This is a genomic window from Mycobacterium sp. MYCO198283, assembly GCF_021213805.1.
In the GTDB taxonomy this organism is placed as follows: Bacteria; Actinomycetota; Actinomycetes; order Mycobacteriales; family Mycobacteriaceae; genus Mycobacterium.
The window spans coordinates 195,382-218,522 of record NZ_JAJQJI010000001.1 but is presented as its reverse complement, the minus strand read 5'-3'; the positions used below and the strand labels follow the sequence as shown (position 1 = coordinate 218,522).

25 protein-coding genes are annotated in these 23,141 nt (G+C 71.5%); 12 read left to right on the top strand and 13 right to left on the bottom strand.

Annotation, left to right across the window (positions count from 1 at the left end; genetic code table 11):
• The first annotated feature begins 2 nt into the window (after positions 1 to 2).
• The gene (locus LV457_RS01075) at positions 3 to 863 is read left to right on the top strand and encodes a patatin-like phospholipase family protein (protein WP_232168504.1); all 861 of its coding nucleotides are present in this window, start codon (positions 3 to 5) and stop codon (positions 861 to 863) included.
• A 6-nt stretch (positions 864 to 869) separates the two neighbouring features.
• Here LV457_RS01075 and LV457_RS01070 read toward each other — a convergent pair whose 3' ends face one another.
• The 5 genes from LV457_RS01070 to LV457_RS01050 are packed head-to-tail and all read right to left on the bottom strand — an operon-like array spanning position 870 to position 5,589.
• On the bottom strand, positions 870 to 1,895 hold the full coding sequence (locus tag LV457_RS01070; protein ID WP_232168503.1) for a patatin-like phospholipase family protein: 1,026 nt from the start codon (positions 1,893 to 1,895) through the stop codon (positions 870 to 872).
• Complete coding sequence (locus tag LV457_RS01065; RefSeq protein ID WP_232168501.1) at positions 1,892 to 3,253, bottom strand: DUF1214 domain-containing protein; 1,362 nt, start codon at positions 3,251 to 3,253, stop codon at positions 1,892 to 1,894. The genes LV457_RS01070 and LV457_RS01065 overlap by 4 nt, the downstream gene beginning before the upstream one ends.
• Before the next feature lie 55 nt (positions 3,254 to 3,308).
• A complete protein-coding gene (lpqV, locus tag LV457_RS01060) occupies positions 3,309 to 3,743 on the bottom strand; it encodes a lipoprotein LpqV (RefSeq protein WP_232168500.1) in 435 nt (144 codons plus the stop codon).
• Positions 3,744 to 3,765: 22 nt separating this feature from the next.
• Positions 3,766 to 4,542 carry an enoyl-CoA hydratase gene (locus LV457_RS01055; RefSeq protein WP_232168499.1) on the bottom strand — a complete coding sequence of 259 codons (777 nt, stop codon included), beginning with the start codon at positions 4,540 to 4,542 and terminating at the stop codon, positions 3,766 to 3,768.
• Between the two features lie 9 nt (positions 4,543 to 4,551).
• Positions 4,552 to 5,589 (bottom strand): enoyl-CoA hydratase/isomerase family protein, encoded by a 1,038-nt coding sequence (locus tag LV457_RS01050; protein WP_232168498.1) that lies wholly within the window; start codon positions 5,587 to 5,589, stop codon positions 4,552 to 4,554.
• 191 nt (positions 5,590 to 5,780) lie between these two features.
• Between LV457_RS01050 and LV457_RS01045 the strand changes: the two genes are divergently transcribed.
• Both LV457_RS01045 and LV457_RS01040 read left to right on the top strand, forming a co-directional pair.
• A complete protein-coding gene (locus LV457_RS01045) occupies positions 5,781 to 6,623 on the top strand; it encodes a Bax inhibitor-1/YccA family protein (protein ID WP_232168497.1) in 843 nt (280 codons plus the stop codon).
• A gap of 152 nt (positions 6,624 to 6,775) precedes the next feature.
• On the top strand, positions 6,776 to 7,624 hold the full coding sequence (locus LV457_RS01040) for a hypothetical protein (RefSeq protein WP_232168496.1): 849 nt from the start codon (positions 6,776 to 6,778) through the stop codon (positions 7,622 to 7,624).
• Positions 7,625 to 7,701: 77 nt separating this feature from the next.
• On the opposite strand, the gene LV457_RS01035 is transcribed toward LV457_RS01040, so the two are convergent.
• The gene (locus tag LV457_RS01035) at positions 7,702 to 8,916 is read right to left on the bottom strand and encodes an acetyl-CoA C-acetyltransferase (protein WP_232168495.1); all 1,215 of its coding nucleotides are present in this window, start codon (positions 8,914 to 8,916) and stop codon (positions 7,702 to 7,704) included.
• A gap of 33 nt (positions 8,917 to 8,949) precedes the next feature.
• The gene (locus LV457_RS01030; protein WP_232168494.1) at positions 8,950 to 9,921 is read right to left on the bottom strand and encodes an SGNH/GDSL hydrolase family protein; all 972 of its coding nucleotides are present in this window, start codon (positions 9,919 to 9,921) and stop codon (positions 8,950 to 8,952) included.
• A 184-nt stretch (positions 9,922 to 10,105) separates the two neighbouring features.
• Here LV457_RS01030 and LV457_RS01025 point away from each other — a divergent pair, with 184 nt between their 5' ends.
• The 3 genes from LV457_RS01025 (at position 10,106) to LV457_RS01015 (ending at position 13,582) form a co-directional block, all read left to right on the top strand.
• Positions 10,106 to 11,158 (top strand): alpha/beta hydrolase, encoded by a 1,053-nt coding sequence (locus tag LV457_RS01025; protein ID WP_232168493.1) that lies wholly within the window; start codon positions 10,106 to 10,108, stop codon positions 11,156 to 11,158.
• Between the two features lie 33 nt (positions 11,159 to 11,191).
• A complete protein-coding gene (locus LV457_RS01020) occupies positions 11,192 to 12,598 on the top strand; it encodes a cystathionine beta-synthase (protein WP_232168492.1) in 1,407 nt (468 codons plus the stop codon).
• 87 nt (positions 12,599 to 12,685) lie between these two features.
• Positions 12,686 to 13,582 carry a hypothetical protein gene (locus tag LV457_RS01015; RefSeq protein WP_232168491.1) on the top strand — a complete coding sequence of 299 codons (897 nt, stop codon included), beginning with the start codon at positions 12,686 to 12,688 and terminating at the stop codon, positions 13,580 to 13,582.
• A gap of 3 nt (positions 13,583 to 13,585) precedes the next feature.
• Here LV457_RS01015 and LV457_RS01010 read toward each other — a convergent pair whose 3' ends face one another.
• Positions 13,586 to 14,788, bottom strand: coding sequence for an acyl-CoA dehydrogenase family protein (locus LV457_RS01010; RefSeq protein WP_232168490.1), 1,203 nt, complete (start codon positions 14,786 to 14,788; stop codon positions 13,586 to 13,588).
• Positions 14,789 to 14,832: 44 nt separating this feature from the next.
• On the opposite strand from LV457_RS01010, the gene LV457_RS01005 reads away from it, so the two are divergent.
• A complete protein-coding gene (locus LV457_RS01005; protein WP_232168489.1) occupies positions 14,833 to 16,005 on the top strand; it encodes a cystathionine gamma-synthase in 1,173 nt (390 codons plus the stop codon).
• 1 nt (position 16,006) lies between these two features.
• Here the strand turns inward: LV457_RS01005 and LV457_RS01000 are convergent, their stop codons facing one another.
• The 3 genes from LV457_RS01000 to LV457_RS00990 form a co-directional block, all read right to left on the bottom strand.
• Entirely contained in the window at positions 16,007 to 16,660 is a 654-nt protein-coding gene (locus LV457_RS01000; protein ID WP_232168488.1) for a GPP34 family phosphoprotein, read from the bottom strand.
• A 43-nt stretch (positions 16,661 to 16,703) separates the two neighbouring features.
• A complete protein-coding gene (greA, locus tag LV457_RS00995; RefSeq protein ID WP_232168487.1) occupies positions 16,704 to 17,198 on the bottom strand; it encodes a transcription elongation factor GreA in 495 nt (164 codons plus the stop codon).
• Positions 17,199 to 17,417: 219 nt separating this feature from the next.
• On the bottom strand, positions 17,418 to 17,840 hold the full coding sequence (locus LV457_RS00990; protein WP_232168486.1) for a DUF4307 domain-containing protein: 423 nt from the start codon (positions 17,838 to 17,840) through the stop codon (positions 17,418 to 17,420).
• A gap of 118 nt (positions 17,841 to 17,958) precedes the next feature.
• On the opposite strand from LV457_RS00990, the gene mca reads away from it, so the two are divergent.
• Genes mca through LV457_RS00975 form a run of 3 tightly spaced genes read left to right on the top strand, consistent with a single transcriptional unit; the run spans position 17,959 to position 19,503 of the window.
• A complete protein-coding gene (gene mca / locus LV457_RS00985) occupies positions 17,959 to 18,846 on the top strand; it encodes a mycothiol conjugate amidase Mca (RefSeq protein ID WP_232168485.1) in 888 nt (295 codons plus the stop codon).
• Complete coding sequence (locus LV457_RS00980) at positions 18,827 to 19,120, top strand: hypothetical protein (protein ID WP_232168484.1); 294 nt, start codon at positions 18,827 to 18,829, stop codon at positions 19,118 to 19,120. Before mca ends, LV457_RS00980 begins: the two co-directional genes overlap by 20 nt.
• An 11-nt stretch (positions 19,121 to 19,131) precedes the next feature.
• The gene (locus LV457_RS00975) at positions 19,132 to 19,503 is read left to right on the top strand and encodes a nuclear transport factor 2 family protein (protein WP_232168482.1); all 372 of its coding nucleotides are present in this window, start codon (positions 19,132 to 19,134) and stop codon (positions 19,501 to 19,503) included.
• Positions 19,504 to 19,573: 70 nt separating this feature from the next.
• Here the strand turns inward: LV457_RS00975 and LV457_RS00970 are convergent, their stop codons facing one another.
• Positions 19,574 to 20,332, bottom strand: a complete 759-nt coding sequence (locus LV457_RS00970; protein ID WP_232168480.1) for a hemolysin III family protein — start codon at positions 20,330 to 20,332, stop codon at positions 19,574 to 19,576.
• A 59-nt stretch (positions 20,333 to 20,391) separates the two neighbouring features.
• Here LV457_RS00970 and LV457_RS00965 point away from each other — a divergent pair, with 59 nt between their 5' ends.
• The gene (locus LV457_RS00965) at positions 20,392 to 21,180 is read left to right on the top strand and encodes a (2Z,6E)-farnesyl diphosphate synthase (RefSeq protein ID WP_232168478.1); all 789 of its coding nucleotides are present in this window, start codon (positions 20,392 to 20,394) and stop codon (positions 21,178 to 21,180) included.
• A 51-nt stretch (positions 21,181 to 21,231) separates the two neighbouring features.
• Positions 21,232 to 22,587: a hypothetical protein gene (locus LV457_RS00960; RefSeq protein ID WP_232168477.1), complete on the top strand. Its 1,356-nt coding sequence runs from the start codon at positions 21,232 to 21,234 to the stop codon at positions 22,585 to 22,587.
• Positions 22,588 to 22,611: 24 nt separating this feature from the next.
• Here the strand turns inward: LV457_RS00960 and LV457_RS00955 are convergent, their stop codons facing one another.
• Positions 22,612 to 23,043 carry a DUF4383 domain-containing protein gene (locus LV457_RS00955; protein WP_232168476.1) on the bottom strand — a complete coding sequence of 144 codons (432 nt, stop codon included), beginning with the start codon at positions 23,041 to 23,043 and terminating at the stop codon, positions 22,612 to 22,614.
• Positions 23,044 to 23,141 lie beyond the last annotated feature (98 nt).

Sequence of the window (23,141 nt, the reverse complement as noted above, 5' to 3'; positions counted from 1 at the left end):
CCATGACAGACCTCGCGCTCGTGCTGGCCGGCGGCGGCATCGCCGGGATCGCCTGGGAGACGGGCTTTTTGGCCGGCGTTGCCGACGAGCGTCCGCAGACCGCCCGGCAGCTGCTCGACGCCGGTGTGCTGGTGGGCACCTCCGCCGGCGCGACGGTCGCCGCCCAGCTGGGCGGTGGGCTCTCCATCGCCGAACTCTTCGAACGTCAACTGGCCGAACCCGTCGACGAGCTGACTCCCGCGGTCGACATCGACGAGGTGATGCGGCTCTTCGAGGACGTCGCCGCCCGGGCCGGTGAGTCGCCGAAGCGCGACGTGCTGCGCATGATCGGCGAGCGGGCGCTCACGGCCGACACCGTCGGCGAAGAGGTGCGGCGTCAGGTGATCGCCCACCGGCTGCCGTCGCACGACTGGCCCCACCGCGACCTACGGCTCACCGCCGTCGACGCCCACACCGGCGACGTCGTCGTCTTCACCCGCGACAGCGGCGTCGGGCTCGTCGACGCCGTCGCCGCGAGCTGCGCCGTGCCGGCGGTGTGGCCGGCCGTCACGATCGGCGACCGCCGCTACCTCGACGGCGGCGTCGCCAGCACCGCCCACGTCGGCGTGGCCGCCGACTGCCGGACCGCGGTGCTGCTGGCCCCCACCGCGCCGCCCGGCCTGTCCCCGTTCGGCATCACCCTGGCCGACGAACTCGCCGCGCACCCGTCGGGACGGGCGTACGGGATCTTCGCCGACGAGGCAGCGCTGGCGGCGTTCGGCCGCAATCCGCTCGACCCCGCGTGCCGGGCGCCGTCGGCAGTGGCCGGCCGGGAGCAGGGCCGCCGTCAGGCCGCCGCGGTCGCCGAGTTCCTGGGCGGCTGAACCGGACTACTGCGTCGGCGCGCCCGGTAACGCCGTGCCCGCGCTCGCCGACTGCTCGTAGGCGTCCAGCGCCCGGGCGGCCAGCTCTTCGCCGATGTCGATCACCTCGGCGGCGCGGTGGAAGTCGAGGCTGCGGCAAGCCGTGCGCGGCACCTCGATCAGCAGGTCGGGCGGATAGGCGGCCAACGTGTGCCGGGCCAGCGCCGCCTGCGCGATGTCGATGGTGCGGTTCATCACCTCGAAGCTGGACAGCCTCGGCACCTCCGACTCGCGCGACGCCGTCGCCAGGGCGTTGTCGCTGTGGTCGCCCGCCTCGGCGTCGGCGCCGCCGGCGAACCGGGCCAGCATGCTGCGGGCGGCGGGCGTCTCCAGGATCGAGCGCGCCGCGGCGGTGTCGAGCAACGACGACGTGCTGCGCCACATCCGCGTCAGCCACTCCGCGCTGGGTCGGGGGTCGTCGGCGGGGCGGCGGGCGTGCGGATCCTCCCCCGACAGGCTGATCGCGATGGTCAAGTCCGCGTTCACGGCCGCGATCGGCGCCATCGGCAGCGGATCCAGGATGCCGCCGTCGGCGAGCAGCCGGCCGTCGAGCAAATGCGGTGTGATGACGCCGGGGATCGCGATCGAGGCGCGGATCGCCTCGTCGACCGGACCGCGCTGCAGCCAAACCGACTTCCCGGCGATCAGGTCGGTCGCCACCGCGGTGAACGGCAGCGGCAGCTGTTCGATGACGGCCTCCCCGAGGATGTCGCGCACCGCGTCGAGGATCTTGCCGGCGCGCAGCACGCCCGGCGAGGCGATCGACGGGTCCAGCAGTCGCAGCACCGCACGCTGGGTGAGCGAACTGGCCCAGGTGGCGTACTCGTCGAGTTTGCCCGCCGCGTGCAGGCCCCCCACCAGCGCGCCCATCGACGACCCGGACACGCCGACCACCTCGTACCCGCGGTCGCGCAGTTCGTTGATGACGCCGATGTGCGCGTAGCCGCGGGCGCCGCCGCTGCCGAGACACAGCGCGACGCGGCCCGCCGTCACGACCGGATCCGCTGCATGTCCCCGGGCCGCCAGTCGCCGTCGACCGCCGCCGGTTGCGGGCCGTAGACCCGCAGATAGGCAAACCAGCCGCGGCCGGGCACCGTCTGCACCCAACGGTCCGCAGGCCCCGTCGGCTCCGGCCCGAAATGCAGTGTCACCGAGCCGCTTCCGGCGTCACGCAGCTCGAACAGCGACCGCAGCGCCGCCCGGTCCTGCGGCGTCCGCACCTGCGAGCGGGTTGCGGCGTCGTAGGCCGTCACAGACCAGAACAGGTCGGCGGGCACCGGCAGCGGCACGGTCAGCTCGTAGGTGTGCCCGCCGTCGAGATAGTCGCCGTCGGCGTCGCGCACCGCGATCCAGTACAGCGAGCCGTCACCGGCGCGGCGCCCGAACATCGCCGGCGACGTGCCGACCGCCTGCGCGAACCAGCGGTCCCGCGCCTCCAAGTCCATGCCCGTGGCGGTGACGAAGTTGCCGTTGTCGGCCACCAGCCCTATCCACTCCCAGCGCCGGTCTCGCCAGGCCACGCGGTCGGGGCGCAGCGAGATGAACGCCGTGCTCAGCAGTTGCTCGCGGCCGGTCAGCGCGGCCTGGGTGAGGATCCGCGCGAGCCGGGTGTCCGGTTTGAACGGCCGGCCCTTGGCGACGCCCACCGCCGCGAGCAGCCCGTACATCGGCAGGTACTCGCCGACGACCGGTTCCGCGTCGAGCACGTCGTGCAACACCCGCCAGAACTCCAGGTCCGCCTCCCAGCGCAGACAGGAGCAGTCGATCTCCAGCTCGCTGGTGTCGACGAAGCGCACCGCCGGAACCTGGTGCAAGCCGTGGATGCTGATGGTCCGCAACGTCTCCAGCGCCCCGGTCAGGTCACCGCCGACCGGCATCGCCTGCGCGGCGAACAGCACCTTGTGCGTGGCAGCCTGCGCGACGTGGTGGCCGGCGGGCACCTGACCGACGTGCTCGGGCGGCAGGATCACGTACCGGCCGCCGCGCCCGCCGTCGGGTCCGGGGATACCGAGATCGGCGACCCAGCGGTGGTGGTGGTCGTTCACCACGCCGAGGAACGGCCCGGCCGGCACGTCGATCACCATCGGGCCGTCCGAGAGATCGAGCGCCGCATACCCGTACGGCGTGTCGGAGGTCAGCGTGAAACCGGTGTGGCGCGGACCGCAGGCCGCGATCCCCATGGCCTCGTTGTCGGCGATGCCGGCGGCCCGGTTGCCGGCGAAAACGCCCTCTAGCGACACGGTCGGATACCAGAAGCGGTACGCCGTCACCGCCCGCTGGAAGTCGGCGGCGTCGCGGGCGTGCTGCGCGGCCTCACGGCTGAGATATCCGGTGGTTCCGCCTCTAGCCATGTTTGCCAGTCTGCCGTGGCCGGATGCGCGAGGACACCCCTACCGGCGAAACGCCTCAGCAACCGCCCGCGGCGGCCGCCTGCGCCGCGACGATCACGGCCGACTGCTGGCCCGGGGTCAGCTGCGGCCACAGCGCGTTGAACGTGCCCGGCGACGGCGTCGTCGACCGCTGGACCTCGGCGAGATACGGCTCCACCTGCGCGGCGAGATCGCCGCCCCGCCCGGTCATCCAGTTCTTGGCCGCCAGGCACAGGTCGAAGTAGTCGTCCTCCGTCGACTCCGCCGGCACGTCGAGCGACGTGGTGACGCCGCCGGGCGAGATCCCGACCGCGCCGGTGCCGGGCGATTCCGGCGCCGGGGGAGCGGTGGTGGTCGAGGTGGCGGGCGGCGCGCTCGACGACGGCGTCGCCGGCTCGTCCGAGGAGCACCCCGCGAGCAGCGCGACGAGCGCCGCGGTGGCCGAGACGGCGCCGCAGATCCGGGTACGCATGCCGGTCAACCTAAGCCCGCACTCAGCGATGCGTGAAGTTCGCGGCGCGCTTGTCGACGAATGCGGCCATGCCCTCCGCGCGGTCGTCGGTCGCGAAGGACGAGTGGAAGAGCCGGCGCTCGTAGAGCAGCCCCTCGGCCAGCGAGCTCTCGAAGGCGCGGTTGACGGCCTCTTTCGCCATCGTGGCGGCCGGCAGCGACATCTGCGAGACGGTGCGCGCGACGGCCTTCGCCTCGTCGAGCAGATCAGCGGCCGCCACCACCCGGGCGACGAGCCCGCTGCGCTCGGCCTCGGCGGCGTCCATGGTGCGGCCGGTGAGGATCAGGTCCATGGCCTTGGCCTTGCCGATGGCGCGGGTGAGCCGCTGCGAGCCGCCCATGCCGGGCAGCGTGCCCAGCTTGATCTCCGGCTGGCCGAACTTCGCGGTGTCGGCGGCGATGAGGATGTCGCACATCATGGCCAGCTCGCAGCCGCCGCCCAGCGCGTAGCCGGCGACGGCCGCGATGGTGGGGGTGCGCACGGCCGCGAGCTTGGCCCACGGCGCGAAGAAGTCGCGGCCGTAGACGTCGGCGTACGACAGCTCGGACATCTCCTTGATGTCGGCGCCCGCGGCGAACGCCTTCTCGCCGGAGCCGGTGAGGATGATCGCGCCGATACCGCGGTCGTCGTCGAGTTCGGCTGCGGCGGTCGTGACTTCGGTCATCACCTGGCTGTTGAGCGCGTTGAGCGCCGTGGGCCGGTTGAGGGTGATGATGCCGACCCGGTCCTCGGTGTCGACCAGGATGGTCTCGTAGCTCACGGTGGTCCCCTAGTCCTCGAAGGTCAATTCGTCGTCGACGGGCGCGAAGTACGCCGCCACATCCTCGGCCGTGACGTCGTGCAGCGACGGCGGCGACCACGCCGGGTTGCGGTCCTTGTCCACCAGCTGCGCGCGGATGCCCTCGACCAGATCGTGGGAGCGCAGCGACGCCGAGGACACCCGGTACTCCTGCGCCAGCACCTCTTCCAGCGTGCCGAGCGAGGCGGCGCGGCGCACGGCCTCCAGCGTCACCGACAGCGCGATCGGGGAGCGTCCCGCGATCAGGTCGGCCGCGTCCGCTGCCGGCGCGGCGCCGTGGGCCCGCAGCGCCGCCACGATGTCGGCGACGGTGTCCCGGCCGAAGCAGTCGTCGATCCACGGCCGGTGCTCGACGAGCGGGCTGGGCGGCGGCTCGACGGCGTGCCGTTCGATCGCCGCATCCACGCCGTCGGCGACGATCGCGTCGGTGAAATCCGCCAGCCGGTCGTGCGGCACGAAGTGGTCGGCGAAGCCGAGCGCGATGGCGTCGGCCCCCGCGAAGGGCGCGCCGGTGAGCGCGGCATGCAGTCCGAGCCTGCCCGGCGCCCGCGACAGCAGGTAGGTGCCGCCGACGTCGGGGATGAAGCCGATGCCCACCTCCGGCATCGCGACCTTCGAGGTGTCGGTGACGACGCGGACGCTGCCGTGCGCGCCGACCCCCACGCCGCCGCCCATCACGATGCCGTCCATCAGCGAGACATAGGGCTTCGGGTAGCGGCCGATGTAGGCGTTGAGCAGGTACTCGTCGCGCCAGAACGCCCGCGCCTGCGCGCCGCCGGCCTTGGCGCTGTGATAGATCGCCACCACGTCACCGCCGGCGCAGAGCCCGCGCTCGCCGGCCCCGCGCAGCACCACCGCGCTGACCGCGGGATCGTCGGCCCAGCCCCGCAGCGCGGCGTGGATCGCGGTGACCATCGGATGCGTCAGCGAGTTGATGGCCTTCGGCCGGTTGAGGGTGATGACGCCGACGGAACCGTCGACCTCGGTCAGCACTTCCTCGGCCCCCACGCGGCGTCTCCCTCGCGTCGAATGCTTGCAGGTCCTACTTTCGCCGCTAGCAATGTAGAACGTCGAGCCCGCCGCTGGTGCGCCGGGTAAGGTCACGCACACCGACGACCGCCGGGAACTCATCGGCACGCGCCGGTCGTTGACGAAGTGTTCGTACCATTCGAGCAAACAAGCACAGGAGAGGATCCACGGTGCGCGAGTCAACCAATCCGGTATTCCGTTCACTGCCGAAGACGCAGGGCGGATACGCGACCTTCGGCACCGGCGCCGCCGGCTACGGTGCGCAGGCGGTCCACGCGGACCCCTACCCGACGCAGTACCCCCAAACCCGCCAGACCGGCGTATCCCGGCCGCTGACCATCGACGATGTCGTCACCAAGACCGGCACCACGCTGGCCGTCCTCACCGCCGCCGCCGTGGTGTCCTACGTGCTGGCCACCGTGAACCTCAACGCGGCGATGGGCCTGGCCATGATCGGTGCCATCGGCGGGCTGGTGCTGGTGCTCATCGCCACCTTCGGCCGCAAGCAGGACAACCCGGCGATCGTGCTCAGCTACGCCGCGCTGGAGGGCGTGTTCCTGGGGGCGGTGACGTACCTGTTCGCCAACGTCGTCTCCAACGGCGGCTACTCGATGATCGCCCAGGCGGTGGTCGGCACCCTCGGCGTCTTCTTCGGCATGCTCGTCGTCTACAAGACCGGCGCCATCCGCGTCACGCCGAAGTTCACCCGCATGCTCGTCGCCGGCCTGTTCGGCGTCATGGCCCTGATGCTCGTGAACATGCTGGCCGCCTGGATCGGTGGCGGCGACGGCCTGGGGCTGCGCAGCGGCGGCGCGCTCGCCATCGGCTTCTCGCTGCTGTGCATCGGCCTCGCGGCGTTCAGTTTCCTGATCGACTTCGACGCCGCCGACCAGATGATCCGCGCCGGCGCGCCCGAGAAGGCGGCCTGGGGCATCGCGCTCGGCCTGACCGTCACCCTGGTGTGGCTGTACCTGGAGATCCTGCGGCTGCTGAGCTACTTCAACGACAACTAGCGGTCTCCGCTTCGAGAAGCCCGGTACCCGTCGCGGTGCCGGGCTTTTTCGTTGCCGCGAGTCTGCGCACAGCGCGCGATTCATCCACAGATCGCGCGCTGGGCGCCATGTCAACGCGGCGCCTCGTCGGCAAGCGTTCGCAGGCTGCGGCCATGGAGCCATTCCTCGGCAGCGAGGCCTTGGCCGCGGGCCGGGTTCGCAAGCACCAGTTGCGAGCCAACTTCCGCGCCGTCTACCCGAACGTGTACGTGCCCGCTGACGCAGTGCTGACGCTCCGCCAGCGCGCCATGGCCGGGTGGCTGTGGTCGGGCCGACGTGGCGTCGTCGGCGGACTCACAGCGGCAGCGTTGCACGGCGCGCAGTGGGTCGACCCCGACGAACCGGTCGAGCTGATCCATGTCTGTGGCCGACCGCCGGTCGGCATTCGGATCCACGCCGCCGTCCTGCAGCCCGGTGAGACGGGCATTCATGCAGGGCTCCCGGTGACAACGCCACTACGCACCGCTTTCGACCTCGGTCGGCGCGGACGACTGGAAGAAGCTGTCGCCCGGCTCGACGCGTTGGCGCGCGCGACGAGCTTCGATGCGGCTGCTGTCCACGAGCTCGCGCAGCAGCATCGCCATAGCCGCGGCCTCCGCCACCTCGAAAGGGCGCTAACGCTCGTCGACGCGGGAGCGCAGTCGCCGCGCGAGACCCGGCTACGGCTGATGCTGACGAACGCCGGGCTGCCGCGACCGCAGACGCAGATCCCCGTGTGCACGCCGGGCGGCCAACTCTTCGCCTACCTCGACATGGGCTGGGAGAACTGGATGGTGGCCGTCGAATACGACGGTGATCAGCATCGGGTCGACCGCAGGCAATACGTCAAGGACATCCGTCGCCTCGAGACGCTGGCGCAACTCGGCTGGACGGTGGTCCGCGTCGTGGCCGAGGACCGACGGTCAGACGTCCTGCGGCGGGTACGCGCCGCGATCGAATCTCGGCAGGTGAGTTTGCAATGAGCGCATCGACTTTGCGCCCAGATCGCGGAATCGCGCGAGATCGCGATCTGTGTGCAAACTCAACGCACGAGAAACTGCTAGAGGCGCTCGATGATCATCGCCATGCCCTGGCCGCCGCCGACGCACATGGTCTCCAGCCCGAACTGCAAGTCATGGGTCTGCAGGTTGTTGATCAGCGTGGCGGTGATCCGCGCGCCGGTCATGCCGAACGGGTGACCGAGCGCGATGGCGCCGCCGGAGACGTTCAGCTTGTCCTCGTCCATGCCCAGCGCGCGGGCCGAGCCGAGCACCTGCACGGCGAACGCCTCGTTGATCTCGTAGAGATCGAGGTCGCCGATGCTCATGCCGGCGTTGGCGAGCGCCTTCTTCGACGCCTCGATGGGGCCCAGGCCCATGATCTCCGGCGACAGCCCGGACACGCCGGTGGACACGATGCGGGCCAGCGGCGTCAGCCCCAACTCCTTGGCCTTGGTGTCGGAGAGGATCACCACCGCCGCGGCGCCGTCGTTGAGCGGGCAGGCGTTGCCGGCGGTGACGGTGCCGTTGGGGCGGAACACCGGCTTGAGCTGGCTGATCTTCTCGTAGCTGGTGCCGGCCCGCGGGCCGTCGTCCTTCGAGACGACCGTGCCGTCGGGCAGCGTCACCGGCGTGATCTCGCGCTCGAAGAAGCCGTTGTTGATGGCCTGCTCAGCGCGGTTCTGGCTGCGCACGCCCCAATGGTCCTGGTCCTCGCGGCTGATGCCGGTGTGCAGCGCGACGTTCTCGGCGGTCTGGCCCATCGCGATGTAGACGTCCGGCAGCGCGCCGTCCTCGCGCGGATCGTGCCACTCGTCGGCGCCCGCGGCGGCCTGCTCGGAGCGCGACATCGCGTCGGCGAACAGCGGGTTCTTGGTGTCGGGCCAGCCGTCGGCGCTGCCCTTGGCGAACCGCGACACCGTCTCCACGCCCGCGGAGATGAACGCGTGGCCTTCGCCGGCCTTGATCGCGTGGAACGCCATCCGCGAGGTCTGCAGCGACGACGAGCAGTACCGGTTGACGGTGGTGCCGGGCAGGAAGTCGTATCCCAGCTGCACCGCGACGGCCCGGCCGATGTTGAAGCCGGACTCGCCCGCGGGCTGGCCGCAGCCCATGATCAGGTCGTCGATCTCGCGGGGATCGAGGGCCGGCACCTTGTCCAGCACGGCGCGCACCAGCTGCGCGGCGAGGTCGTCGGGGCGCATGTCCACCAGCGAGCCCTTGTTCGCCCGGCCGATCGGCGAGCGGGCGGTGGCGACGATGACGGCTTCGGGCATGGTGACTCCTCAGATGGCGCAGGTAGGCCCAAGCTAGCCTGCCTGGCCCAGCACCGGCGCGGGCACCCCGGTGGTCCGACGCCACAGCTTGGTGACGCCGCCGAGCTTCGCGAGCAGGGTGCTGACGTCGGCCGCACGGGTCTCCAGCGCCTCGTCCGGCGCGCCGTGCGCCGAGGTCTCGCCGAGCGCGTCGCAGAGCGCGGGCAGCAGCTGGCTGGCCGCCAGGCCGTAGCCGGCCGCCGAGGGGTGATACATGTCGTCGGAGAACAGCAGGTCGGGGGCCTTGTGGAACTCCGGTGCGAGCAGGTCGGCGAACGGCACCGGGACGCCGCCCTCGGCCCGCACGGCCGCCGCCTGCGCCCGGGCGAGCCGCAGGCCACGGCTGCGCGCGACCGTGCGCAGCGGCTGCGGGATGGCGGTGATGACCCCGAAGTCCGGACAGGTGCCGACGACCACCACGGCCCCGGCGGCGCGCAGCCGCCGCACCGCGGCGCCGAGCCGGCGGGCGGACTCGCGGACGGGGTTCAGGCGCGTGACGTCGTTGGCGCCGATCATGATCACCGCGGCGTCGGGCGGCGGTCCCGCCACGAACATGGCGTCGACCTGCCCGGACAGCCCGTAGGACGTGGCGCCGACGATCGCCTTGGTGGAGAGCCGGATCCGCTTACCGGACTGCTCGGCGAGCCCGCGGGCGATGATGACGCCCGGCACCTCGTCGGCGTCGCGGCAGCCGTACCCGGTGGCGGTCGAGTCGCCGAAGACCATCAGGTGCAGGTCGAACGGAACCTTGCGTTGCCAACGCTCGACGGGGCCGCCGCCGGGGGAGTACACGCCGTCGGCGCGCGGCGGCACGTCGTAGGCGGCGGGGATGACCCGGCGAGCCTGATCGGCCTGGCCGATGAGCACATTGCGCGCACCCAGCAACGCCGCCGCAGTGCCCGTCGACAGCAGGGCGCCGACGGCGGTGGCGGTGACGGTGGTCTGGTGCAGTCCGCGAATCCCCACGCCGTAAGTTTAGTTCTCCGTTCGCCGGATATTCCCGAGCGATTACGGCCGGGTCTCGGATGGAGGGCGAATGCACCGCTGTCGATTGTCGAACACGTAGCTGACTGTCAACCTGGATCCACCCGGAGCAGTGCGGCATGGTTCGCGCACCCAACCGGCACTACAACGGCGTAGGAGCGTTCCCATGACGACACCGAGGAAGGTATCCGGTGCCCCGCGCGGCTCCATCGGCGCGACGGCGGCGTTGCGGCGGCGGCGGTATTCGGTCAGCGACCACGCACCGGTCGAGATCGTCGAGGACGGCCCCAGCCTGGCCGGGCGGCTGACCGCGCTCGCCGCGACCCTCACCATCAAGCCGACCCTGGGGATCGGCAGCTACCTTCCGAACGTGCCGTGGCCGTGGGGCATGCTCGACATGGTCTGCAAACTCATCGGACCGGTGCCGGGCACCGTCCGGGCCACCATCGGCCTGCCGCACTGCAACGCCGCGCTGATCCGGGCGGCGGGTGTGCTTCCCGCCGACGGCCGGCGGCGGGTCGTGCTGTACCTCCATGGCGGCGCGTTCATCACCTGCGGCGTCAACACCCACGCCCGGCTGGTGACGGCGCTGTCGCGGTTCGCCGACACGCCGGTGCTGGTGCCCAACTACCGGATGCTGCCCAAGCACTCGGTGGGACAGGCGCTCGACGACTGTCACGACGCCTACCGCTGGCTGCGGCTGCGCGGCTACGAGCCCGACCAGATCGTGCTCGCCGGCGACTCGGCGGGCGGCTACCTGGGTCTCGCGCTCGCCGAACGGCTCAACGCCGAAGGCGAGCACCCGGCCGCGCTGGTGGCGATGTCACCGCTGATGCAGCTGGCCAAGGAGCCCAAGCACGCCCACCCGAACATGCGCACCGACGCCATGTTCCCGGCGCGGGCGTTCGACGCCTTCGTCGAGCTGATCGCGCAGGCGGCGGCCAAGCGCATCGTCGACGGCGCACCCGAGGACGTCTACGAGCCGCTCGACCACATCGAGCCGGGTCTGCCGCGGACGTTGATCCACGTGTCGGGCTCGGAGGTGCTGCTGCACGACGCGCGGCTCGCGGCCCGCCGGCTCGCCGCGGCGGGCGTGCCCGTCGAGGTCCGGGTGTGGCCGGGGCAGATGCACGTCTTCCAGATCGCCGCCCCGGCGGTGCCCGAGGCGAGGCGATCGCTGCGCCAGATCGGCGAGTACATCCGCGAAGCGACCGGGTAGCACCGCCGTCGCCGCCCCTGAGACGATGGGGGCATGCGGATCGCCCAGCACGTCAGCGAGCTCATCGGCAACACCCCGCTGGTGCGGCTCAACTCAGTGGTTCCCGAGGGCGCCGGCACGGTGGTCGCCAAGGTCGAGTACCTGAACCCGGGCGGCAGCTCGAAGGACCGCATCGCGGTCAAGATGATCGACGCCGCGGAAGCGGCCGGCCTGCTCAGGCCCGGCGGCACCATCGTCGAGCCGACGTCCGGCAACACCGGCGTGGGGCTGGCGCTGGTGGCGCAGCAACGCGGCTACCAGTGCGTGTTCGTCTGCCCGGACAAGGTCAGCGAGGACAAGCGCAACGTGCTGCGGGCCTACGGCGCCGAGGTGGTGGTGTGCCCGACGGCGGTGCCGCCCGATCATCCCGACAGCTACTACAGCGTCTCCAACCGGCTGACCGAGGAGATCGACGGCGCCTGGAAGCCGGACCAGTACTCGAACCCGCAGGGCCCGGCGAGCCACTACGAGACCACCGGCCCGGAGATCTGGGCGGACACCGACGGCAAGGTCACCCACTTCGTCGCGGGCGTCGGTACCGGCGGCACGATCACCGGCGCCGGCCGCTACCTCAAAGAGGTCTCCGGCGGAACGGTGCGAATCGTCGGCGCCGACCCGGAGGGCTCGGTGTACTCCGGGGGCAGTGGCCGGCCGTACCTGGTCGAGGGCGTCGGCGAGGATTTCTGGCCCAGCGCCTACGACCCCGACGTGCCCGACGAGATCATCGCCGTCTCGGACGCGGACTCGTTCGAGATGACGCGACGGCTGGCGCGCGAGGAGGCGTTGCTGGTCGGCGGCTCGTGCGGCATGGCGGTGGTCGCCGCGGTCGAGGTCGCCGAACGGGAGGGGCCGGACGCGCTGGTGGTGGTGCTGCTGCCCGACGGCGGCCGCGGCTACCTGTCGAAGATCTTCAACGACTCCTGGATGTCGTCCTACGGGTTCCTGCGCCACCGGCTCGACGGTTCGGTGCAGGAGCCGACGGTGGCCGACGTGCTGCGCAGCAAGTCGGGCGCGCTGCCGGACCTGGTGCACACCCATCCGTCGGAGACCATCCGCGACGCCATCACCATCCTGCGCGAGTACGGCGTCTCGCAGATGCCGGTGGTGGGGGCCGAGCCGCCGGTGATGGCCGGCGAGGTGGCGGGCAGCGTGTCCGAACGCGAGCTGGTGTCGGCGGTGTTCGAGGGCCGGGCGAAGCTCGCCGACGCCGTCGCCCAGCACATGAGCCCGCCGCTGCCGCTGATCGGTGGCGGCGAGCAGGTGAGCGCCGCGGCCAAGACGCTGCGCGAATGCGACGCGCTGATGGTGGTGGAGGACGGCAAGCCCGTGGGTGTTCTCACCCGCCACGACCTGTTGGGCTTTCTCTCCGAATCCCCGGGCGCGCCGGTGACACGTCGATGAGTTTCGACCGTCGTGCCGTGACCGCCCGCGATAAGTTGAGGCCGTTTCCGACGAAGTGACGACGGCCCGACGCCCGGAAGAGGAGCCATGACCGAACAACCGCCAGGCCCGCCCCCCGGCTACCCGCCGCCGCCCCCGGGCAGTTACCCCCCGCCGCCGCCGGGCAGTTACCCGCCGCCGCCGGGTAGCTACCCGCCGCCGCCCGGCGGATATCCGCCGCCGTACGGGGGCTACACCTCGCACGGTTACGGACCTCCGGGCGGCTATCCGCCACCGGGAGCATTCGACATCGGCGCCGGCTTCTCCTGGGCCTGGCACATGTTCCGCAAGCACGCGGCGCCGCTGATCCTCGTCCCGCTGCTGCTCGGCCTGGCGCTGGTCGCCTGCCAGTTCGTGCTGCAGCTGGTCGTGCGTGCCCTGTCCCCGGACACCCACACCACCTACGTCGAGACAGAGAACGGCCTGCAGGGCAGCTACATCACCGAACTGAGCCTCGCCGGTGGCGTCGTGCTCGTCCTCGGACTGGTCGCCATCTTCGTGGCGGCCGCGGCGGTGCAGTCGGCCTATCTGAACGGGTTGCTCGGGATCGCCGACGGCCGCGACGTGGCGTTCGGTTCCTTCCTGCGGCCCCGGCGGGTGGGCGCCGTCCTGGCGACGACCGTGCTGGTCGGCATCGCCTATCTGATCGGCTTCGTGCTGTGCATCGTGCCGGGGCTCGTGGTGGCGGTGTTCGCGCAGTTCACGGTTTTCGCGCTGCTGGACCGCGACCTGACGCCGGTCGATGCGATCAAGGCCAGCATCGACGTCGTCAAGAACAACCTCGGCAGCTCCATCGTGGTCTGGCTGCTCGCCGGGCTGGTGTCCGCGGCCGGCATCCTGCTCTGCGGCGTCGGTGTCCTGGTGACCGCGCCGCTGGCACAGCTGTTCGTCGTCTACGCCTACCGCACGCTCGGCCGCGGGCAGGTGGCACCCGCGACGCCGTGAGGGTCAGCGGAAGGCGCTGACCCCGGTGAGCGCCTCGCCCACCACCAGCTGGTGCACCTCGGAGGTGCCCTCGTAGGTGAGCACCGACTCGAGGTTGTTCGCGTGGCGCAGCACCGGATAGTCGAGCGTGATGCCGTTGGCGCCCAGCAGCGTCCGGCACTGCCGCGCGATCTCGAGCGCCTCGCGGACGTTGTTCAGCTTGCCGACGCTGACCTGGTGCGGCTGGATGCGGCCGCTGTCCTTGAGCCGTCCCAGGTGCAGCGCGAGCAGTTGCGCCTTCGCCAGCTCGACGGCCATGTCGGCGATCTTGGCCTGGGTGAGCTGGTAGCCGGCGAGCGGCTTGTCGAACACCTCGCGCGTGCCGACGTAGTCGAGCGCCGCCGTCAGGCAGTCGCGGGCGGCGCCCACCGCGCCGAACACGATGCCGAAGCGCGCCTCGGACAGACAGCTCAGCGGCGCCTTGAGACCCTGCGCGCCGGGTAGCCGCGCGTCGTCGGGCAGCCGGACGTCGTCGAGGGACAGCTCGCTGGTGACCGACGCCCGCAGCGACAGCTTGTGCGTCATCTCCCGCGCGGAGAAGCCGGGGGTGTCGGTCGGCACGACGAATCCCAGCACCGTGCCTCGCTTCCCGTCGCTGCGCTCGCCCGGAACTTCGTCGGCGCGGGCCCAGACCACCGCCACGTCGGCCACCGAGCCGTTGGTGATCCACATCTTCGCGCCGTTGAGGATCCAGTCGGACCCGTCGCGGCGCGCCGTCGTGCGCATGCCGCCCGGATTGGACCCGAAGTCCGGCTCGGTGAGCCCGAAGCAGCCGATGGTCTCGCCGGTCGCCATGCCGGGCAGCCACTGTTGCCGCTGCTCCTCGCTGCCGTGGTGGTGGATCGCGAACATCGCCAGCGAGCCCTGCACCGACACCAGGCTGCGCAGCCCGCTGTCGACGGCCTCGAGCTCCTGGCACACCAGCCCGTAGGCGGTGGCGGTCGACCCGCCGCAGCCGTAGCCCTGCAGGTGCATGCCCAGCAGACCGAGCTTCCCGAAGTCGGTCGCGAGCTCGCGCACCGGGATCTCACCGGACTCGAACCACTCGGCGACGTGCGGCCGCAGCCGCTGTTCGCCGAAGCGGCGGACGGTGGCCCGCAACTCCAGGTCCTCGGGCGCGAGCAGGTGGTCGGTGTCGAGCAGATCGTCGACGGACGCGGCGGGCATGGGTCATGTCTACCCTGCCGGGGCCCGCCGTAGGCTCGAGAACCATGAGCGAGCAGCGCAGCCGTACCGACGCCCATCGCTGGCAAGGCCTGGCCACGCGCGCCATCCACGCCGGCTACCGCCCGGATCCGGCGACCGGCGCCGTCAACACCCCGATCTATGCCAGTTCCACGTTCGCCCAGGACGGGGTCGGCGGCATGCGCGGCGGCTACGAGTACGCCCGCACCGGCAACCCCACCCGCACCGCGCTGGAGGAGTCGCTCGCCGTGGTCGAGGACGCCGACTACGGCCGGGCCTTCGGCTCCGGCATGGCCGCCACCGACTGCGCGCTGCGGGCGATGCTGCGGCCCGGCGACCACGTCGTCATCCCCAACGACGCCTACGGCGGCACGTTCCGGCTGATCGACAAGGTGTTCACGCAGTGGGGCATCAGCTACACGCCCGCCCCGCAGTCCGACCTCGACGCGGTGCGGAACGCGATGACCGACGCCACCAAGCTCATCTGGGTCGAGACGCCGACCAACCCGATCCTGACCGTCGCCGACATCGCGGCGATCGCCGAACTCGGCCACCGGCACTCGGCGAAGGTGCTCGTCGACAACACCTTCGCCTCGCCCGCGCTGCAGCAGCCGCTGACGCTGGGCGCCGACGTCGTCCTGCACTCGACGACCAAGTACATCGGCGGGCACTCCGACCTGGTCGGCGGGGCGCTGCTCACCCGCGACGAGGAGCTCGACGCGGCGTTCGCGTTCCTGCAGAACGGCGCCGGCGCCGTGCCGAGCCCATTCGACGCCTACCTGACGATCCGCGGCCTCAAGACCCTGGTGCTGCGCATGCAGCGGCACAGCGAGAACGCGGCCCGCATCGCCGAGTTCCTCGCCGAGCACCCGGCGGTCGGCACGGTGCTGTATCCGGGGCTGCCGCAGCACCCGAACCACGACGTCGCGGCGCGGCAGATGAGTGGCTTCGGCGGCATGATCTCGCTGCGGCTGGCGGGCGGTCCGGACGCGGCGCGCGAGCTGTGCGCCCGCACCGAGGTGTTCATCCTCGCCGAGTCGCTGGGCGGCGTGGAGTCGCTGATCGAGCACCCCGGCGCGATGACGCACGCGTCGACCGCCGGCTCCCTGCTCGAGGTGCCCGACGACCTGGTGCGGCTGTCGGTCGGCATCGAGGAGGTCGGCGACCTGATCGGCGACCTGGAGCAGGCGCTCGGCTGATTCAGACCAGCGCCGGGCGCACCGCCGACGCGGTGATCGCCAGGTTCATGTCCGCCAGCGGCGCGGCGTCGGAGCCGACCCAGTCGCCGCCGGCGATCTCGCTGGCGCGGTCGTGCACCCACCGCCAGCCGCGGTCGTTGAGGCTCAGCAGCGCGCCGAGCCCGTCGACCGCGTGCAGCAGCGAGATGACGCCCGCCGCCGTCGGCGTGGGGGCGTGCCCGTCGAACAGGGTCGCGAGCACCTCGGCGCGCGCCCGGTCGACGCGGGTGCGGTCGGCGATGGGCCAGGACCGCTCGATGGCGATGCCGTGCTTGGCCTTCGTCGGCGTGATCTCGCCGGTGGCCGCCAGCCGCGCCAGCAGCAGCTCCTCGGTGTGGCGCTTGAGCTTGGCGATCGCGGCGTCGGGCCGCAGCGGGCGGCGGGTCACCAGCTGCCACGCGGGGGCGAGCACCGGGTCGTCGAGGTCCGGGCCGACCAGCGCGATGAGCCGGCCCTCGGGCTCGTCGGCGGCCGCCGGCCGGATGCGGCAGGCGTAAGCGAGGTCGAGCAGCACTGCGCCCGCCAGCACCCGCTCGCGGCGGTGCCGGTCCAGTGCCGGTCGCGCGGCCGCGTTGTCGAGCAGCAGCAGCAGGAGTTCTTCGGCGATCTGCGCCATGCAGGGACCCTATTGCGCCCGCCGCGCGGGCGCGGGCGGCGGGTCAGGCGCTGTAGGGCTCGGCGCTGACCAGCGTCACCTTGACGGTCTTGCCGCTGGGCACCGTGTACTCCCGGGTCTCGCCCACCTTGGCGTCGATGAGCGCCGAGCCGAGCGGCGACGCGGGGGAGTACACCTCGAGCTTGCCGTCGCTGACGGCCTGCTCGCGGGTGCCGATGAGGAAGGTCTCGGTGTCGGATTCGTCGCCGTCGTAGTACACCTTCACCACCGAGCCGGGCAGCGCCACGCCGGACTGCTTGGGCGCCTCGCCCACCTTGGCGGTCGACAGCAGTTCCTGCAGCTGCCGGATGCGGGCCTCCTCCTGGCCCTGCTGCTCGCGGGCGGCGTGGTAGCCGCCGTTCTCGCGCAGGTCGCCCTCTTCACGGCGGTCGTTGATCTCCGCGGCGATGATCGGCCGGTTGGCGATCAGCTGGTCGAGTTCGGCCTTGAGGCGGTCGTGGGACTCCTGCGTCAACCAGGTCACCTGGGTGTCGGTCATGAGTCTGGCTCCTTCGATCGTGGGATGTCGTCTCGCGACATTCGCCTGTGAATTCATGGGCTGCTGGGCTCGTCTCGTCCCCCGTGCGTATCGCCGCCGCAGCGTCATTTCGCGCGCTAATGCAGCAATACACGGCCCCAGCAGGAACCGTGCATCGATTCGATGTTATCACCGACACCTGCGCGGGCCGGCGGGTTTTCGCGGTTCGCGAATTCTCGGTCAGGGTGCGCGCAGATAGCCGGGCACGTCGTAGCCGCAGCCGTAGACGTCGCCCATCACCGGCGGCCGGCTCGTCTTCACCTGCGCGGTGACCTGCACCGATGACGCGTCGGACGGCGGTATCAGCAGCTCGCGGCGGCCCGTCTCGCTGCCGTCGGCGCTGCGGCCCCGCACGATGCAGACACCGGTGCGGGCGGGATCGTTTCGGTGCACGGTGATCGTGACCTCGAGCGTCTGGTTGTCCAGCAGCCGGTAGCCGGCGAGTTCGCCCTCGATCTCCTTGGCGCCGAGGCGCTGGTAGCCCACCGTCGCCACGCCGACCCCGACGGCGACAATGAGCAGGAACAGCGCAACCGTCCACCGGCGTCGCGCGCGGCGGCTCCACCGGCTGCCGCCGTAGCGGTCGGTCGGCCGCTCTGCCATGCGGGCTCCGTTTCCTCGGCGTTTCGATTCCGGCGGGGGATGGAAGACTGGGAGCTGCAACGACGTCGCCCGCCGGCGTGCGAGGTCGAACACAACGAGTCAGACGATAAGGGAACGCGTGAGCGAACTGCGGTTGATGGCGGTGCACGCCCATCCCGACGACGAGTCGAGCAAGGGTGCCGCCACCACGGCCCGCTACGCGGCCGAGGGGCACCGCGTCATGGTGGTGACCCTGACCGGCGGTGAGCGCGGCAGCATCCTGAACCCGGCCATGGACCGGCCCGACGTGCAGGAACGGATGCCCGAGATCCGGCGCGAGGAGATGGCCATGGCCGCCAAGATCCTCGGCGTCGAACACACGTGGCTGGGTTTCGTCGACTCCGGGCTGCCCGAGGGAGACCCGCCGCCCCCGCTGCCGGAGGGCTGCTTCGCGCTCGTTCCGCTGGAGGAGGCCACCGAGGCGCTCGTGCGGGTGGTGCGCGAGTTCCGGCCGCACGTCATGACCACCTACGACGAGACCGGCGGCTATCCGCACCCGGACCACATCCGGTGCCACCAGGTGTCGGTGGCGGCGTACGAGGCGGCCGGCGACTACCGCCGCTTCCCCGACGCCGGCGAGCCGTGGACCGTCTCCAAGCTGTACTACAACCACGGCTTCCTGCGGCAGCGCATGCAGCTGCTGCAGGACGAGTTCGCGAAGCACGGCCAGGAAGGGCCGTTCGGGAAGTGGCTGGAGAAGTGGGATCCCGATCACGACATCTTCGCCAAGCGGGTGACCACCCGGATCGAGTGCGCCAAGTACTTCCAGCAGCGCGACGACGCGCTGCTCGCCCACGCCACCCAGATCGATCCGAAGAGCTTCTTCTTCGCGGCGCCCATCGAATGGCAGCAGCGGCTGTGGCCCACCGAGGAGTTCGAGCTGGCCCGCTCGCGGGTGCCGGTCAGCCTCCCCGAGACGGACCTGTTCGCGGGGATCCCCGACGAGGATGGTGGCGGTGACCGCTGAGCTCGTCAGGTGGCTCGCCGATGAGGCGCCGCGCAACACCGGGCCGGACTTCGGCAAGGCCAGCCCCTTCGGCCTGGTGATCGTCGTCGTCCTGCTGATCGCGACGTTCCTGCTGGTCTGGTCGATGAACCGGCACCTCAAACGGCTGCCCGAGACGTTCGACCCCGACCACCCCGAACCCGATCAGGCCGTCGACGACGGCACGGTCGGCGTCGAACCGGAGGTCGACCCCACTCCGCCCGACGGCGCCCCGCCGGGCAAGCCGCCCGTGTAGGTTCTCTCCGCATGACCGCCGTCGACCCCGCAGCCATCGTCACGCGCTACCTGGAGGTGGTGTCGGGCGGCACCGCCGAGCAGGTGGCGGCGCTCTACGCCGAGGACGCCACGCTGGAAGATCCGGTGGGCGGCGGCGAGGTGCACATCGGCCGGCAGGCGATCGCCGGCTTCTACCAGGCCATCACCGGCGCCGAGATCTCCACCGAGCTCTTGGAGCTGCGGGTCGGCGGCCACGAGGCGGCGTTCCTGTTCGCCATCACCGTCGGCGCCGGCGAGCACCGCATGCGGATCGAACCCATCGAGGTGATGGTGTTCGACGAGCGCGGCCAGATCGCGTCGATGAAGGCCTACTGGTCGCCGGAGAACGTCACGCAGCTCTGATCCCGTCGCTCCGCTCGCCCAGGCAACTTTGATCCCGTCGCTCCGCTCGCCCAGGCAGCTCTAGCGCCCGTCAGCCCGCGAAGACGGCGAACCACATCGCGATGTAGTGGCAGGTCGCCGCGACCGCGGTGCAGGCGTGGAAGAACTCGTGGTGACCGAACGTCTGCGGCCACGGGTTGGGCCACTTCAGCGCGTAGAGCACGCCGCCGATGCTGTACAGCGCGCCGCCGACGATCAGCAGCACGACCGCCGCGGTGCCGGCGCCGTCGAGGATCGGGCCGATGAACCACGCCGCCACCCAGCCCAGCAGCAGGTAGAGCGGCACGCCCACCCACGCCGGCGCCGACGGCCAGAACATCTTCAGCAGCACACCGGCGAGCGCCCCGCACCAGACGATGCCCAAGAGCACCTTGCCCTGGGACTCCGGCAGCGCGAGCACCGCGAACGGCGTGTAGCTGCCGGCGATGAACAGGAAGATCATCGAGTGGTCGGCGCGCTTCATCCACTTCGCCGGCGCGCGGCACTTCCAGTTGATCCGGTGGTAGGCGGCGCTGACGGTGAACATGGCGACGATGGTGAGCGTGTAGACGAGCGTGGCCAGGCCGGCGCTGCGGGATTGCAACGCCCACGACACCGACACCAGCGTGGCGCCGCAGAAGACCGCGACCACGGCGGAGTAGACGTGGATCCAGCCGCGCGCCCGTGGTTTGCCGATGACGTGGGCGACCCCGTCGGCCAACCCGGCGGGGAAATCCGAGCCGTAGTCGTCGTCGTAGGCCGTGAACTTGCGCGACGGGTCAGGGCCGGTCTGTTCGATGCGCGTCGTCATGTCACCTCCACCAGTAACCACCCCGGGAACGCCGAAACGTGACAGTAGTCTGAGTGCTCGTGGAGCTCATTCCCGCGCGCCTCAAGGAGCCGATGTACCGGCTGTACGAGGCGCGGCTCCGCCAGGACCTGACCAGGTCGAAATCCGAGCTGCCGCGCCACATCGCGGTGCTGTGCGACGGCAACCGGCGCTGGGCGCGTGAAGCTGGTCACTCCGACGTCAGCTACGGCTACCGGATGGGTGCGGCGAAGATCGCCGAGATGCTGCGCTGGTGCGACGACGCCGGCATCGAGCTGGCGACCGTCTACCTGCTGTCCACCGAGAACCTGCAGCGTGACCGCGACGAGCTGGCCGCGCTCATCGAGATCATCACCGACGTCGTCGAGGAGATCTGTGCGCCGGCCAACCGGTGGCGGGTGCGCACCGTCGGCGACCTGGAGCTCCTGGGCGAGGAGCCGGCCCGCCGGCTGCGCGACGCCGTCGAGTCGACGCCGAGCGACGCCGCGTTCTGCGTCAACGTGGCCGTCGGCTACGGCGGCCGGCAGGAGATCGTCGGCGCGGTGCGTGCGCTCTTGGCCAAGGCGCTCGCCAACGGCGCCACACCCGAGCAGCTCATCGACGCGGTGACCGCCGACGGCATCTCCGAGAACCTCTACACCTCCGGCCAGCCCGATCCCGACCTCGTCATCCGCACCTCCGGCGAGCAGCGGCTCTCCGGCTTCCTGCTGTGGCAGAGCGCCTACTCGGAGATGTGGTTCACCGAGGCGTACTGGCCGGCGTTCCGGCGCGTCGACTTCCTGCGGGCGCTGCGCGACTACTCCGTCCGGCACCGTCGCTATGGAACGTGATCGGCTCGCCGATGTGGGGTCTGATCGGCGCGGCCGATGCGGCACCGGAACATGACCGCGCTGTCGGCCGTCGTGTTCACCCTGAGCTGGTGGCTCGGCCTGTACCTGGCCGCCCGCGATCCCCGCAAGCCGGTGCTGGTGGGGGCGGCCGTCGGGCTCGTCGGGTTCGCGGCCGTGGTGGCGCTGGACGCCGTGCGGCTGGCCGGCGGCCCCGACGGGCTGGGGCGCGTCGAGATCTACCTGGTGGCCCTACCCGGCGTGGCGTGGTTCGCGGTGCTGCTGGAGCTGGCCCGGCCCGGTGAGCACTGGCGCGGCCGGCTCGCCGAGGTGGCGGCCGTGGCGGCGGTGGTGGCCGGCGCGGCGGCGGGCGCCACGCTCGCCGGCGACGTCACCGGTCCGCTGCGCCCGGGGCACGGGGTGCTGTGCGGCGTGATCTCGGTGGCGACGCTCGCGGCCGCGCTCCGGGCGCTGCGGCGTCCGCAGCGGCCGCGGTCCGTGACCGGCATGGTGGTGATCGCCACGCTGTTCTTCGCGCTCGGCAACGCGATCGTGGTCATCCCGCTCGGGCTGCTGCCCAGCGGGCTCGCGCTGGCGTCGACCGGCTTCGACGTGCTGCTGCTCGGGGTCGCGGTCGCCGTGTGGGACGCGTTCGACGAGGGACAGGCGCTGCGGGCGGACATGCGGCGGTCGGTGGTGGCGACGGGTGTGGTCGCGGCGCTGTTCGGCGGCCAGATCCTCGTGGTGATGGCGCTGACCGACGGCGCTGACACCGCGCTGACGGTGCTGCTGTTCACCAGCCTGGCCGTCGCGATCACCATCAACGTGTTGGCCGATCCGCTGGCCGGCGCGCTCGACCGGGTGGCGTTCCGGCGCTCGCCGGCCCTGCGCGAGGACCGCGCGACGCTGCGGCGCACCGAGGCGGCGCTGCCGCTGCGGGCCACCAACCCGCTCGACGCCGTCGACGACGAGACCTTCGTGCGGCTCACGCGTCGCGCGCTCGGCCACTACGGCGACCTCACCAAGCTCATCGCCAGCCCGCTGACCGCCCTGCCCGAGATCGACCGCCGGCTCGCCGCCCGCGGCGCCCCCGACCAGCCGCTCGCACGCGCCACCGAACTGCGGGCGCTGCTCGGCGAGAAGATCGCCGGTCTCAAGCCGCGCGACGGCGGCGACTTCGGCACCACCGAGCAGTGGCGCCACTACAACGCGCTCTACTTCCCGTACGTCGCCGGCGTGCGGGCGTACGCGCAGAACGCCACGGCCGCCGGCCTCGACCCGGTCGCCCGGCAGGCCTGGCAGTGGTTCGTCACCGAGGTGCCGCAGCGGTCCCTCCACAATTGGCAGAACGCGGCGGCCCGGGTGATCGCCGCCGACCTGCGCAGCGATCTGGTCGCCGCACGCGACTGACCGCCGAAACGACGGGCCGAGTGCTCAGGGCGCCCGCAGCTCGGCGAGCGAGTTCCGCAGACCACCGTCGAGGCGGATCTGGACCGCGGCCACCGCCGCCATCACCACGGCCGTCACCAGATGCACCGCCGCGTCGGTGATGTTGTGGGGAAACGTGAAGACGTAGGCGACCTGGTGGGAGAAGAGGGCCCAGACACCCGGCAGCGCCCCGGCCACCGCTGCGGCGAGCAGGTACAGCACCGACCAGGCCTTGCGCATCGCGAAGACCAGTCCCGGACCGAACAGCGCGAGCCCGGCGACGGCGTGCCAGCCGTTGTAGTCCATGCCGAGCACCTGCGCTGTCGGCGCGTCCGGCCCGGTGGCGAAGCTGGGTTCGACGACGAATCCGATGACCGCCTGCAGCACGTGTAGGGCGGCGATGACCAGCAGGCCGATCTGGGCGAAAGACCACTTCACGGCGCACCTCCGTTGGTGTCGGCAATGCCTGCCGTAGATACTACGCGCCGTAGTAGCAATGGGGGAGGGGTTACGCCGGTCGACGATGCGGGCCGCCC

Excerpts from the sequence above, each read along its gene's own strand:
- LV457_RS00990 (WP_232168486.1), bottom strand. The coding sequence starts at position 17,840 with ATGGCAGAGCGGCCGACCGACCGCTACGGCGGCAGCCGGTGGAGCCGC.
- LV457_RS00960 (WP_232168477.1), top strand. The coding sequence starts at position 21,232 with ATGACCGCGCTGTCGGCCGTCGTGTTCACCCTGAGCTGGTGGCTCGGC.
- LV457_RS01040 (WP_232168496.1), top strand. The coding sequence starts at position 6,776 with ATGGAGCCATTCCTCGGCAGCGAGGCCTTGGCCGCGGGCCGGGTTCGC.
- LV457_RS01035 (WP_232168495.1), bottom strand. The coding sequence starts at position 8,916 with ATGCCCGAAGCCGTCATCGTCGCCACCGCCCGCTCGCCGATCGGCCGG.
- LV457_RS00980 (WP_232168484.1), top strand. The coding sequence starts at position 18,827 with ATGGTGGCGGTGACCGCTGAGCTCGTCAGGTGGCTCGCCGATGAGGCG.
- lpqV (WP_232168500.1), bottom strand. The coding sequence starts at position 3,743 with ATGCGTACCCGGATCTGCGGCGCCGTCTCGGCCACCGCGGCGCTCGTC.
- LV457_RS01010 (WP_232168490.1), bottom strand. The coding sequence starts at position 14,788 with ATGCCCGCCGCGTCCGTCGACGATCTGCTCGACACCGACCACCTGCTC.
- LV457_RS01075 (WP_232168504.1), top strand. The coding sequence starts at position 3 with ATGACAGACCTCGCGCTCGTGCTGGCCGGCGGCGGCATCGCCGGGATC.
- greA (WP_232168487.1), bottom strand. The coding sequence starts at position 17,198 with ATGACCGACACCCAGGTGACCTGGTTGACGCAGGAGTCCCACGACCGC.
- LV457_RS01000 (WP_232168488.1), bottom strand. The coding sequence starts at position 16,660 with ATGGCGCAGATCGCCGAAGAACTCCTGCTGCTGCTGCTCGACAACGCG.
- LV457_RS01015 (WP_232168491.1), top strand. The coding sequence starts at position 12,686 with ATGACCGAACAACCGCCAGGCCCGCCCCCCGGCTACCCGCCGCCGCCC.
- LV457_RS00975 (WP_232168482.1), top strand. The coding sequence starts at position 19,132 with ATGACCGCCGTCGACCCCGCAGCCATCGTCACGCGCTACCTGGAGGTG.
- LV457_RS01065 (WP_232168501.1), bottom strand. The coding sequence starts at position 3,253 with ATGGCTAGAGGCGGAACCACCGGATATCTCAGCCGTGAGGCCGCGCAG.
- LV457_RS01020 (WP_232168492.1), top strand. The coding sequence starts at position 11,192 with ATGCGGATCGCCCAGCACGTCAGCGAGCTCATCGGCAACACCCCGCTG.
- LV457_RS00970 (WP_232168480.1), bottom strand. The coding sequence starts at position 20,332 with ATGACGACGCGCATCGAACAGACCGGCCCTGACCCGTCGCGCAAGTTC.
- LV457_RS01005 (WP_232168489.1), top strand. The coding sequence starts at position 14,833 with ATGAGCGAGCAGCGCAGCCGTACCGACGCCCATCGCTGGCAAGGCCTG.
- LV457_RS01025 (WP_232168493.1), top strand. The coding sequence starts at position 10,106 with ATGACGACACCGAGGAAGGTATCCGGTGCCCCGCGCGGCTCCATCGGC.